The sequence below is a fragment of the Paenibacillus sp. QJM3NY_38 genome (assembly GCF_056173265.1).
The window spans coordinates 2,024,894-2,036,124 of the sequence record NZ_CM149665.1; the positions used below are offsets into that span (position 1 = coordinate 2,024,894).

An 11,231-nucleotide genomic window follows, 5' to 3' on the forward strand; every position below is an offset into this window, starting at 1 on the left:
TGATTTCAAGACCGCCCGGTCCGCTTCCAAACAGCCGCCGGGTGGTCTTTTGCCGGTATAGGCAGCGACGCGGTATACGGGAAGAAAAAGGCTCGTGATTATTTTTACTAAGGAACCGGAATATGGTATAGTTTTTCGTATGAAATTGAGGTGACGAACTTGTTTGAAATGTTAATCCCAAAGCTCCGTGTGAATACGGTTTTTGATATTAACCTTGAGGAATTATATGAGCAGGGGTATCGCGGAATCATTACGGATTTGGACAATACCCTTGTAGGGGCCAAGGCGCCGCTTGCGACACCGGAACTGGTCGTTTGGTTCAAAAGGGTGAAGGAGATCGGTTTCCAGCTCATCATCGTCTCGAATAACCAGCTTGAACGCGTGTCTAAATTTGCGACGCCGCTGGATATCCAGTATGTGCATGAAGCCCGTAAACCAAGTAATACCCCGTTCCGCAAAGCGATGAAGATGATGGAGCTCACGCCGGAGAAAACGGTTGTGGTCGGCGATCAGATGCTGACCGACGTTTATGGCGGGAATCGGCTGGGTCTGTATACGGTGCTGGTTATGCCTATCGCCATCAACGATGAGGGATGGTTTACGCGCCTGGTCAATCGCCGGGTGGAGCGGATCGCATTGACCCGTTTGCGCAAGAAAGGATTATGGATGGAGGAGGAACCGAAATCATGACGTTGCCTACTGGCGGAGAAGACATCAAGAAGTGCAGCGGCTGCGGCATACCGCTTCAGAGTGCAGTACAGGACAAGCCGGGCTATTTGCCGGAGAAGGCCTGGGACCGCGACCCGGTTATTTGCCAGCGCTGTTTCCGGATTAAGAATTATAATGAAGCCTCCTCGGTTGCCGTAGACCAGGATGAATTTTTACGGCTGCTGGGACAGATTGGCGGCAAGAATGCGCTTGTTATTCATATCGTGGACCTCTTTGATTTTGAAGGGAGCCTGATTTCGGGGCTGCAGCGGTTTGTCGGCAACAATCCGGTTATTCTGGCCGTTAACAAGACCGATCTTCTGCCGAAGGTCACCAATTGGAACAAGGTACTCAATTGGGTGCAGAAGCAGTGCAAGGAGCATGGACTGAGAACGGAAGACATCGTGCTCTGCAGCGCGAAGAAGAATCAAGGCTTTGAGCGGCTGCTGGAGACGGTTGCGCATTATCGAGGAGACCGGGACGTCTACGTGGTTGGCGCCACGAATGTGGGTAAATCCAGCTTGATCAATCGTCTGATCCGCGACTACAGCGATTTGGATCAGGAGCTGACCGTTTCCCGTTATCCGGGAACGACGCTGGATATGGTCAATATTCCGCTGGATGACGGCCGGTATATTATAGATACGCCGGGCATCGTATACCCATGGCGCTACAGCGAGCTTGTGAGCCGTGAGGATCTGGGGACGGTCATGCCGGAGAATCCGCTGAAGCCGATGGTATACCAGTTGAACGAAGGGCAGACCCTGTTCTTCGGAGGTTTTGGCCGCTTTGATTTTCTGCAAGGCGAGCACCAATCCTTTACTTGCTTTATTAGCGGCAGATTAGGGATTCATCGGACCAAGCTGGAGCGGGCGGATTCGTTATTTGCCGAACATGCCGGAGAGCTGCTTTCACCGCCGACCAAGGAACGGCTTGAAGAACTGCCGGAATGGACAAGGCATGAAATCCGTATTCCTAAGGGAACCCGCCAAGACGTGTTTATCTCGGGGCTCGGCTGGATCAAGATCAATGGTGAACAGGGTGCGCTTGTGGCAGTTCATGTACCTAAAGGAATCAAAGTTCTGGCGCGTCCATCCTTGATATAAGAGATAAAATCGCTTAGGTACAGCCCGGTTTATCATGGGAGAGATAGGGGAGAAATGAAAGTGAATCCAATGATCGAGCGTGATTATTTGCTCCTTGGCGTAATGGGGGACCCTATCGGTCACTCCAAATCACCGGCTATGCATGATGCGGCTATTACCGCCCTGGGATTGTCAGGGGCCTATGTGCCCCTTCATATACGTCCGGAGGGGCTTCGTGACGCTATCCAGGCTGTCAAAGCCCTGGGATTCCGCGGAGTGAATGTAACGATCCCGCACAAGGTGGAGGTTATGGAGTATCTGGATGTCGTCGATGAAGGGGCGCGGCGCATCGGCGCCGTGAATACCATCGTCAACGACAATGGCAAATTGACGGGTTATAATACGGATGGCATCGGATATGTTCGTTCATTAAAGGATGAAGCCTGTCCCAACCTTAAAGGGAAACGCATCGTTGTTTACGGCGCCGGCGGAGCGGCCAGGGGAATCATCTACGCCCTTACCGGGGAAGAGCCTGAGAAGATTTCCATTGTGAATCGGACACCCGACAAAGCGCTGGCATTGGCCGAGGAGTGGAGCTCGCTTGCTGACTTGAGGGGATACGGTGAGGATCATGCCAGAGAGGCATTGTCAGATGCCGATGTCTTGATCAACACAACCTCGGTGGGCATGTTTCCCCGGGTTTCCGAGCTTCCTGTTCCAGTGGAATATATACCCGAAGGGATCGTTGTCAGCGATCTGATCTATAATCCGTTGAAGACCGAGCTGTTGCGGCAAAGCGAGCTTCGGCAATGCACGGTGCATGGCGGTCTCGGGATGTTCATCAACCAGGGGGCGTATGCATTTGAGTATTGGACAGGTCTGAGGGCGCCCGTTCAGGCGATGAAGGAAGCGGTTCTGACCAGCTTCCAATCCGAGGTTTAATCTCGTGTTTATTGATTAATGCTTATGCAGAAGCTACAATATAGCTTTCGACAAGCTGCAGGCTTTAAGAGGTTGTTCAAAAAGTCCGATTTTGATAAGAAAACCAATCGAGGCAAATTCAAGGCTGAGCGACCGCGATTCAGAAGTTGGTTTTCTTGCGATATAGAATTTCATCAACTCCGTTGATAACTTATAAATCCTATATCTAACACGAAGTGAATCAAGAAGCAACTCGGCATCGAATCTTGAATTCAGCCGGGCCTTCCGGTGCTCACGTACAAACTACGTACGCTCCGCTCCTCAGTCCCTAGCTTCATCCAACCTTCTCGGTGATGAAAATCGACCTTTTTGAACACGCACTTTAATAATTGAATATTTAAGGAGTAATGACCAAGCATGTTAACAGGAAAGCAAAAACGACATTTACGTTCGCTTGCGCATCATCTGGATCCGCTGTTCCAGGTAGGCAAGGGAGGAAGCAATGAGCATCTGATCCGGCATATTTCCGAGGCCATTGAGAAGCGGGAGCTCATGAAAATATCCGTGCTCAACAACTGTCTCGAAGATCCCCGCGAAATCGCCGAGGAGCTTGCTGAAGGTGCCGGGGCCGAGCTGGTACAGGTTATCGGCAAGACGATCGTGCTTTATAAAGAATCAAAAGACCACAAAACCATCGAGCTGCCGTAAGGGAGCCTTGATGGCATTAGCTTAATGAATATAGAATGACTCTCTTATTAGGGGAGGTGAACCCGGATGAAGATAGGGATAATGGGCGGTACCTTCGATCCCATTCATATCGGGCATATGCTCGCAGCCGAATCAGCTCGGGACGCTTACGGTCTGGAAGAGGTATGGTTTATGCCCAGCCACATTCCCCCGCACAAGGAAGATGCCGGCGTAACCGGCCTGATGAGGCTGGAGATGACCGCTGAGGCTGTAGCCGACCATCCGTCTTTTCGTACATTGGATTGTGAAGTGAAACGCGGCGGCGTATCCTATACGGTAGACACGGTCAGAGAGCTGCGGGACACGTATCCCGAGCATGATTTCTCATTCATTATCGGGGCGGATATGGTAGCGTATCTTCCCAAGTGGAATCGGATCGGGGAGCTTGCGGAAATGCTCACTTTTATTGGGCTTAACCGTCCTGGAACCAAGCTATCGGTGGATGATCTGCCTGATTTCCTGCAAAAGGTGGTAGTGACAGCGGAGATGCCGCTGATTGAAATATCGTCCACCATGATTCGGAGCAGAGCCGCATCAGGCTTGTCCATCCGTTATATGGTGCCGGACCGTGTATACGATTATATTGTTAGGAGCGGTATTTATGGAGTACAGCCGTGATGAACTCATTCAAGCGGTATCCTCACAGATGCCGGCCAAGCGCTGGGAGCATACAAAAGGCGTAATGGAAACCGCGGTCATCCTTGCCGATCGGTTCGGGGCCGATCCGGTCAAGGCAGAATTAGCCGCCATCCTGCATGATGTGGCCAAATATTGGCCCGTGCAAAAGCTTCATCAAATGATGGTGGAGCATGCGCTATCCGAAGAGCTGCTCCGTTACGACAAACAGCTTTGGCATGCTGAGGTAGGCGCGTTCGTAGCAGAGCACGAATATGGCGTAACGGATACCGATGTGCTTAACGCCATCCGTTACCATACGTCGGGGCGTGTCGGCATGACGCTGCTTGATAAGGTGGTCTGCCTTGCGGATTATATGGAACCGGGACGGGATTTCCCCGGCGTGAATAATATTCGCGAACTGGCCAACCATAGCCTTGAAGAGGCGCTTGCAGCCGGTTTTGATTCGACGATTGGACATCTGCTTTCGCGCAGACAAATCATTTTTCCGTTGACGGTACTATCCCGAAACGATCTAATTAAGCAATTGGAGGCGAATTCATGACGTTGAAACCGAATGAATTGTTAAATGTGGCAGTGACTGCCGCTGAAGATAAAAAAGCGATGGATATCGTGGTCCTGGATCTTAGAGGAATTTCCCTGATCGCAGACTATTTTGTCATTTGCCACGGTAACTCGGATACTCAGGTGCAGGCGATCGCAACTGAAATCCGTAAACAGGCTCATGATGCGGGAGTAGCTTTGCGCGGACTGGAGGGAATGGATGCAGCCCGCTGGGTGCTGATGGACCTCGGAGACGTGATCGTTCATATCTTCCATCGCGATGAGCGGGAATATTACAACATCGAGCGATTGTGGTCAGATGCTAAAGTGGTGGAGAACGTATGAGTCTGATTGCCGGCACATTAACGAAACTCGTCGTTTCCAGAGAAGTGTCCCCTTACGGTTATTTCCTGGATGGCGGAGATCGGGATGTGCTTCTTCACTATTCGGAGCTCACAGGTAAAATCGAGCCGGGGGATACGGTCGAGGTCTTTATATTCTTCGATACGGAAGACCGCCTGGCCGCAACGATGAAGAAGCCTTACCTTACGTTAGGTGAAACCGCTAAGCTTGAGGTAGCGGATGTTCATCCGCGCTTGGGATGTTTCCTCGAGATGGGGCTTGGCAGGCAGCTTCTGCTTCCGATCCGGGAATTGCCGGAGATGCGGGAGCTTCATCCGCAAGTGGGAGATTATGTATTTGTTATCATGGAGCATGATAAGCAAGGACGGCTCCGCGCGAAACTCGCCGGAGAACAAGAGCTTGCTCCGCTAGCGTTTCATGCGCCTGAATCGTGGAAGGGCCAGTGGTTCACTGCCCTGGTGTACAAACCGCTCCAGATGGGCACGTTTGTTATTATCGATGGCGGTGTGATCGGTTTCGGCGCCATTGGCATGATCCACTCCTCCGAACGGACGCGTATGCTGCGGCTTGGCGAAGAGGTGAAAGTTCGGGTAAGCCATATCCGGGAAGATGGCAGGGCTAACCTGTCGATGGTACCGCAAAAAGAGATTGGCCGGACGGATGATGCAGACCGACTGCTCGCTTTTCTGAAGGAGCGACCGGGCCATGCGATGCCGTATTCGGATGAAACGCCCCCCGACATCATCAAGCAGCGGTTCGGCATTAGCAAATCCGCCTTTAAACGCGCGCTTGGCAAGCTGATGAAGGACGGTTTGGTTACCCAAAAGGACAGCTGGACGTATATGGTCAATAAAGAGGAGAACTCCGGTTCAAACGAATAACCCGGCAAGGTAGGGGAAGCTTCTAAGGAAAGTGGTGTCATCATGTTGTCTTACCGCAAGTTTGCTTACGTATATGATCAACTCATGGAAGACATGCCGTACCCGGACTGGATTCGCTTTGCGAGAACGGCCTGGGATAAGCACGGAATGCCAAAAAGCGTCGTTGAGCTCGGATGCGGGACAGGCAGCATCACCATTCCGCTCGTAAACTCCGGTTTCGAGGTAACGGGAATCGATCTGTCGGCAGATATGCTCTCGGTTGCCAGACGCAAGCTGGAGGGTACACCCCAGGGGCATCGATTGTTCCGGGAAGGCAGCGTCCGCTGGGTCCAACAGGACATGCGTTCGTGGGAGCTGCCCGAGCAGGTGGATTCCGTCATTTCATTTTGTGATTGTGTGAACTATCTGCTGGAGGAAAAGGACATCCGTTCCGCTTTTGCAAGGACCTACAACGGCCTCAAGGAAGGCGGCACGTTCCTGTTTGATGTGCATCACCCGAACACGCTCTTACGATATGACGCAGATCAGCCATTTGTGCTGGACGAAAGGGAAGTGTCCTACATTTGGACATGCGACATGGATGAACGCCGGATGGAGATCGAGCATCATCTTTCCATCTTTGCACGGGATGACCAGGATCCCACGGTCTACCGCCGCTTTGAGGAAACGCATGTGCAGCGGGGATATGACCCCGAATGGATGAAGGTCGAGCTGGTTAAGGCCGGATTCCGGGATGTAAAATGTTATGCCGATTTTGAGTGGGTGGAAGCGGGTCAGGATGCATCCCGGCTGTTCTACGTTGCCGTAAAATAAACGAATATCCTTTTGCGAGAAGCACTTTCTTTTGTCGGTAGCGACGAGAGAAAGTGCTTTTTTATTGTCGAGCATGGATTCATTATATTCAAAGACACTTCTTTTCTGGTTTATTTGACTGTGGTTAAGCTTCGATAGAAGGGATATGGGTTTGCTTCGGGGACTGTGCTACGATGAGGAATAGATATGATGAACAGAAATGAGAGCGTTATCTTAAGGAATGTTTCCAGGCATCCGGTACGCTTTCTATGACTGTATTTGAGTTCAACGATGGTCAAATGATGCATAAACTAATCTATTGGGACGAGAAAGGATGAATGAGCATGAAACTGTCCGTATTCACAGTCGCAACTCCTGACTTACAGCCTGAGGAGTTGGCAAAAGCCGCGGCGGATGCCGGTATCGAAGGAATCGAATGGCGCTTTAAGGAGATTCCGGAAGAAGCTGCAGGGGAGAAGCCCTCGTTCTGGCGGCATAACCGCTGCTCCATGGATCCGAACGGCACGCAGGAGGATTGGCTCGAGTTTCAGCAAGCGGCCGACAAGCATGGCAGGCGCAGTCTTGCGGTCGTTCCTTATTTGACATGCGGCGACGTGGAAGCGACGGAGAAGGTCATGCAAGCAGCCAAGCTGATCGGAGCTTCATTTATTCGCGCGGGTATCCCGGGATACGACCGGAAGCGCAATTATAATGAGCTGTACGACCAGGCGGTTCGTTATCTCCATGAGGTGCAGGATCTCGCTGCGGCTTACGGGGTCAAAGCCGTGGTGGAAACGCACCATCTTACGATTGCCCCGAGCGCCGGACTGACGCACCGGCTTGTATCCCATTTTAATCCGCAGCATATCGGCGTGCTGTATGATCCGGGCAACATGGTCCATGAAGGTTACGAGAACTACCGGATGGGCTTGGAGCTTCTGGGTCCGTACCTGGCTCATGTCCATGTGAAAAACGGGGGTTATCGCAAAACGCCTGCCGAGGATGGTACCTCTGCGGCGTGGTCCGGGGAATGGGTTCCACTTAACCAGGGGGCCGTGCCATGGAAGCAGGTCATACAGGATCTGCAATCGGTTGGTTACGAAGGTTACTACGGAATCGAAGATTTTAGCGGAACGTTTGAGTCTAGGGAAATGCTTCTTCGTTTTGCCGAGCAGATGAAGCTGTGGTCAGAGCAGAAACAAAACGCGTAGGTCACTTTTGAAGGAGGCTATAGACATGGAACAGGTAAGAGTAGGGGTTATTGGACTGGGGATGGGGTTTTCGCATGCCAGGTCGCTGGCGTCCGGGCGGATCAAGGGAGCGCGGCTTAGCGCTATATGCGATCTGAATCCGGCCAAACAGGAAGAAGCAAGGGCAACGCTGCCCTCGGACGTGAAAATATGGAGTGATACGAAGGCTATGATCTCCTCGGGGGAGATCGATGCCGTGATCATTGCGACGCCTCATTATGCCCATCCTCAAGTGGCGATTGAGTGCCTGAATCATGGACTCCATGTCCTGATCGAGAAGCCGGCAGGCGTTTACACGAAGCAAGTGCGAGAAATGAACCGCGCGGCAGAAGCCAGCGGCAAGGTGTTCTCGATAATGTACAACCAGCGCTGTAATCCGCTCTACAAGAAGCTGAAAGAGCTCATAGAAGAAGGTGAACTCGGGGAGATCCGGCGGATGAACTGGATCATAACGAATTGGTACCGGTCCCAGAGCTATTATGATTCAGGCGGATGGCGGGCTACCTGGGCGGGAGAAGGCGGTGGGGTCCTGATTAACCAGTCTCCGCATCAGTTGGACCTCTGGCAGTGGACGACCGGCATGATGCCAAAGAGAATTCGTGCTTTTTGCGCTTTCGGCAAGTACCGAAACATCGAAGTTGAAGATGACGTGACGGCTTATGCGGAATACGAGAATGGGGCTACGGCCGTCTTCATTACGACAACGGGTGAAGCGCCCGGAACCAACCGATATGAAGTGACGGGGGACCGCGGAAAAATCGTCATCGAGGACGGCAAGCTTACCTTCTGGCGCCTCCGAGTGCCGGAGCCGGAATTCAATCGGCAGTATACCGGGGGATTCGGCGAACCGGAATGCTGGAAATGCGAGGTGCCGATCTCGGGGGATAATCCGCAGCATAGCGGGATTATCCAGAACTTTGCGGATGCTATTTTGCATGGAACGCCATTGATTGCCCCCGGTGAAGAGGGAATCCACGGATTGACGCTGTCGAATGCCATGCATCTGTCCACCTGGACCGACAATTGGGTTGATCTCCCTCTTAACGAGGACCTGTATTACGAAATGCTGCAGGAACGGATCGCACAATCTTCCGCTCAGAAAACGGTCAAGGAGATCGGGCCGGTGGATATGAGCAAGACGTTTGGAACCTACTAAATCACAATCAGGAGGCACGTGGTATGGACCGCAGTAATGGAATGCTGTATGCGCCGGTGGGCAAGGCCCAGCCGGTGTGCAAGCCCGGAGAGTTTATTTTTGCCGCTATGTCGCTGGAGCATGGACATATATACGGTATGTGTAACGGATTGATCGAGGCCGGGGCGACGCTAAAGTGGGTGTATGACCCAGATCCCGCGAAGGTTGCGGCTTTTTCCAAGGCTTATCCAAGTGTAACCGTCGCCTCGTCCGAGGCACAGGTGCTTCAGGATGCGGAAGTGCGTCTGGTAGCGGCTGCCGCCATTCCTTCGGAACGATGCGAGCTTGGCCTGAAGGTCATGTCGCACGGCAAGGATTACTTTACGGATAAGACGCCATTCACGACGCTGGAGCAGGTGAACGCTGCTCGCGCGAAAGCCGAGGAGACAGGCAAGAAGTACATGGTCTATTACAGTGAACGACTGCATGTGGAGAGTGCCGTCCATGCCGGGAAGCTGATTCAGGACGGGGCGATCGGGCGAGTGGTCCAAGTGATGGGAACAGGGCCGCACCGTTTAAACGCATCCTCCCGTCCGGACTGGTTTTTCCGTCATCAACAGTACGGGGGGATTCTGTGTGACATCGGCTCCCACCAGATTGAACAATTTTTGTTTTTTGCGGGCTGCCGTGATGCCAAGGTGCTCAGCAGCAAGGTAGGGAATTACGCGAATCCGGATTACCCGGAGCTGGAGGATTTCGGAGATGCAACGCTTGTGGGAGACAACGGGGCCACGAATTATTTCCGAGTCGACTGGCTGACACCCGGGGGCCTTGGCACCTGGGGCGACGGAAGAACCTTTATTCTGGGGACGGAAGGATACATCGAGCTTCGGAAATACATCGATATCGCCAGGCATCCGCAGGGCGATCATCTGTACCTGGTTAATGGCGAGGGAGAGTTTCATATGGAGCTTCAAGGCAAGGTGGGCTATCCATTCTTCGGGGAGCTTATCCTGGATTGTCTGGAACGCACGGAGCATGCCATGTCCCAGGAGCATGCTTTCAAAGCCGGAGAATTGTGCGTCAACGCCCAAAATGAGGCCGTGCGCATTCCATAAAATCATTTATAATAGAGAAAACCCCGTTACGTTGTGGGTTATATAACTCCAAAATCGCTAAAGGGGCGATTCTCTAGATGACCTCATCTGCCGATATGATGCCAGGCTTTGACCGCATGCAGCTGCAAGCGCCGTTCGATCTGACCTATTACAATGAACAGCCGCTGTCGGGAGGGCAGTTTCACTCGCATGCTTTTTATGAAATTTATTATTTCCATGAAGGACGCTGCACTTATTTGATCGGCGATTCCGTTTTCACCCTGAAACCGGGGGATCTGCTCCTGATGAACGGGCTTACCCTCCATTGTCCGAATGTTGAGCCCGATTCCAGATACGTCAGAAGCATTCTGCATTTCGATCCGGCCTGGATCTGCAAAGGGCTTTCGGAGCCGGCCAAATCGATATTGCTGGATCCCTTCGAATCGCTGCGAAATCATCGCATGACACTGACAGGGGCCAATCGGGACGAATTCGAAGGCATGTTGGCCGATATACATCGCCTCTCGGCATCCACGGCCGGTTTTCGCCAGGAACGGATGACCTTGCGTATTCAGGAGATGATGTACGTGATCGCGGACTGGTGCCAGGACGCTGTGCAGGATCAGGACTCCATCTCCGAGAAAGAGCGGCATGTCCAGCATGTCGTATCGTTCGTCGAGGAACATTACATGCAGGATCTGACGCTGGAGCAAATCGCCCGCGATATGCATATTACGAAACACTATTTATCCTCCTTATTTAAGGAGGTTACCGGAACGACGGTGTTTAAATATTTGTATCACCGGCGGATTAACCAAGCTAAAATATTGCTCAGGCTCCATCCGCATCTCAGCATCACGGAGATCAGCCAGGCGGCAGGTTTCAAGCATTTGGCTCATTTCAGCCGGATGTTCAAAGCCATGGTCGGGACGACGCCGGAATATTATCGCAGAAGCGGGGAAGAGCTTTCGTTGACTTGATCGGACTTTTTGGGTATAATAGCCACATTAAAACGGTAATATGAACGCGATGATGAGGATCAATCGTTCCACTTTCGATCATGCAGAGAGCCG

The 11,231-nt window shown here is 52.2% G+C and carries 13 protein-coding genes and 1 other annotated feature (1 of these 14 cut by a window edge); all 13 genes read left to right on the plus strand.

Annotation, left to right across the window (positions count from 1 at the left end; genetic code table 11):
* Positions 1-159 precede the first annotated feature (159 nt).
* Complete coding sequence (locus AC0VZ8_RS08865) at positions 160-690, plus strand: YqeG family HAD IIIA-type phosphatase (RefSeq protein WP_009592142.1); 531 nt, start codon at positions 160-162, stop codon at positions 688-690.
* The gene (gene yqeH / locus AC0VZ8_RS08870; protein WP_475486657.1) at positions 687-1,814 is read left to right on the plus strand and encodes a ribosome biogenesis GTPase YqeH; all 1,128 of its coding nucleotides are present in this window, start codon (positions 687-689) and stop codon (positions 1,812-1,814) included. The genes AC0VZ8_RS08865 and yqeH overlap by 4 nt, the downstream gene beginning before the upstream one ends.
* A gap of 54 nt (positions 1,815-1,868) precedes the next feature.
* Positions 1,869-2,735, plus strand: a complete 867-nt coding sequence (locus AC0VZ8_RS08875) for a shikimate dehydrogenase (protein ID WP_071222880.1) — start codon at positions 1,869-1,871, stop codon at positions 2,733-2,735.
* Between the two features lie 396 nt (positions 2,736-3,131).
* Positions 3,132-3,422 carry a ribosome assembly RNA-binding protein YhbY gene (yhbY, locus tag AC0VZ8_RS08880; protein WP_071222881.1) on the plus strand — a complete coding sequence of 97 codons (291 nt, stop codon included), beginning with the start codon at positions 3,132-3,134 and terminating at the stop codon, positions 3,420-3,422.
* Positions 3,423-3,488: 66 nt separating this feature from the next.
* Positions 3,489-4,079 (plus strand): nicotinate-nucleotide adenylyltransferase, encoded by a 591-nt coding sequence (locus AC0VZ8_RS08885; protein ID WP_475486658.1) that lies wholly within the window; start codon positions 3,489-3,491, stop codon positions 4,077-4,079.
* Positions 4,063-4,641 carry a bis(5'-nucleosyl)-tetraphosphatase (symmetrical) YqeK gene (yqeK, locus tag AC0VZ8_RS08890; protein ID WP_475486659.1) on the plus strand — a complete coding sequence of 193 codons (579 nt, stop codon included), beginning with the start codon at positions 4,063-4,065 and terminating at the stop codon, positions 4,639-4,641. The genes AC0VZ8_RS08885 and yqeK overlap by 17 nt, the downstream gene beginning before the upstream one ends.
* Entirely contained in the window at positions 4,638-4,985 is a 348-nt protein-coding gene (rsfS, locus tag AC0VZ8_RS08895) for a ribosome silencing factor (protein WP_071222884.1), read from the plus strand. The genes yqeK and rsfS overlap by 4 nt, the downstream gene beginning before the upstream one ends.
* Positions 4,982-5,884, plus strand: a complete 903-nt coding sequence (locus AC0VZ8_RS08900; protein WP_071222885.1) for a CvfB family protein — start codon at positions 4,982-4,984, stop codon at positions 5,882-5,884. Before rsfS ends, AC0VZ8_RS08900 begins: the two co-directional genes overlap by 4 nt.
* A 42-nt stretch (positions 5,885-5,926) precedes the next feature.
* On the plus strand, positions 5,927-6,697 hold the full coding sequence (locus AC0VZ8_RS08905) for a class I SAM-dependent DNA methyltransferase (RefSeq protein ID WP_071222886.1): 771 nt from the start codon (positions 5,927-5,929) through the stop codon (positions 6,695-6,697).
* Between the two features lie 323 nt (positions 6,698-7,020).
* Positions 7,021-7,887 carry a sugar phosphate isomerase/epimerase family protein gene (locus AC0VZ8_RS08910; protein ID WP_071222887.1) on the plus strand — a complete coding sequence of 289 codons (867 nt, stop codon included), beginning with the start codon at positions 7,021-7,023 and terminating at the stop codon, positions 7,885-7,887.
* Between the two features lie 25 nt (positions 7,888-7,912).
* Positions 7,913-9,082, plus strand: a complete 1,170-nt coding sequence (locus AC0VZ8_RS08915; RefSeq protein WP_475486660.1) for a Gfo/Idh/MocA family protein — start codon at positions 7,913-7,915, stop codon at positions 9,080-9,082.
* Between the two features lie 23 nt (positions 9,083-9,105).
* On the plus strand, positions 9,106-10,179 hold the full coding sequence (locus AC0VZ8_RS08920; RefSeq protein ID WP_475486661.1) for a Gfo/Idh/MocA family protein: 1,074 nt from the start codon (positions 9,106-9,108) through the stop codon (positions 10,177-10,179).
* 77 nt (positions 10,180-10,256) lie between these two features.
* The gene (locus AC0VZ8_RS08925; protein ID WP_475486662.1) at positions 10,257-11,138 is read left to right on the plus strand and encodes an AraC family transcriptional regulator; all 882 of its coding nucleotides are present in this window, start codon (positions 10,257-10,259) and stop codon (positions 11,136-11,138) included.
* A 40-nt stretch (positions 11,139-11,178) separates the two neighbouring features.
* Positions 11,179-11,231, plus strand: a binding site (T-box leader); it runs 200 nt beyond the window's last position.

Excerpts from the sequence above, each read along its gene's own strand:
- AC0VZ8_RS08920 (WP_475486661.1), top strand. The coding sequence starts at position 9,106 with ATGGACCGCAGTAATGGAATGCTGTATGCGCCGGTGGGCAAGGCCCAG.
- AC0VZ8_RS08905 (WP_071222886.1), top strand. The coding sequence starts at position 5,927 with ATGTTGTCTTACCGCAAGTTTGCTTACGTATATGATCAACTCATGGAA.
- yqeH (WP_475486657.1), top strand. The coding sequence starts at position 687 with ATGACGTTGCCTACTGGCGGAGAAGACATCAAGAAGTGCAGCGGCTGC.
- AC0VZ8_RS08915 (WP_475486660.1), top strand. The coding sequence starts at position 7,913 with ATGGAACAGGTAAGAGTAGGGGTTATTGGACTGGGGATGGGGTTTTCG.
- AC0VZ8_RS08900 (WP_071222885.1), top strand. The coding sequence starts at position 4,982 with ATGAGTCTGATTGCCGGCACATTAACGAAACTCGTCGTTTCCAGAGAA.
- AC0VZ8_RS08875 (WP_071222880.1), top strand. The coding sequence starts at position 1,869 with ATGAAAGTGAATCCAATGATCGAGCGTGATTATTTGCTCCTTGGCGTA.
- AC0VZ8_RS08885 (WP_475486658.1), top strand. The coding sequence starts at position 3,489 with ATGAAGATAGGGATAATGGGCGGTACCTTCGATCCCATTCATATCGGG.
- yqeK (WP_475486659.1), top strand. The coding sequence starts at position 4,063 with ATGGAGTACAGCCGTGATGAACTCATTCAAGCGGTATCCTCACAGATG.
- AC0VZ8_RS08925 (WP_475486662.1), top strand. The coding sequence starts at position 10,257 with ATGACCTCATCTGCCGATATGATGCCAGGCTTTGACCGCATGCAGCTG.
- AC0VZ8_RS08910 (WP_071222887.1), top strand. The coding sequence starts at position 7,021 with ATGAAACTGTCCGTATTCACAGTCGCAACTCCTGACTTACAGCCTGAG.
- yhbY (WP_071222881.1), top strand. The coding sequence starts at position 3,132 with ATGTTAACAGGAAAGCAAAAACGACATTTACGTTCGCTTGCGCATCAT.
- rsfS (WP_071222884.1), top strand. The coding sequence starts at position 4,638 with ATGACGTTGAAACCGAATGAATTGTTAAATGTGGCAGTGACTGCCGCT.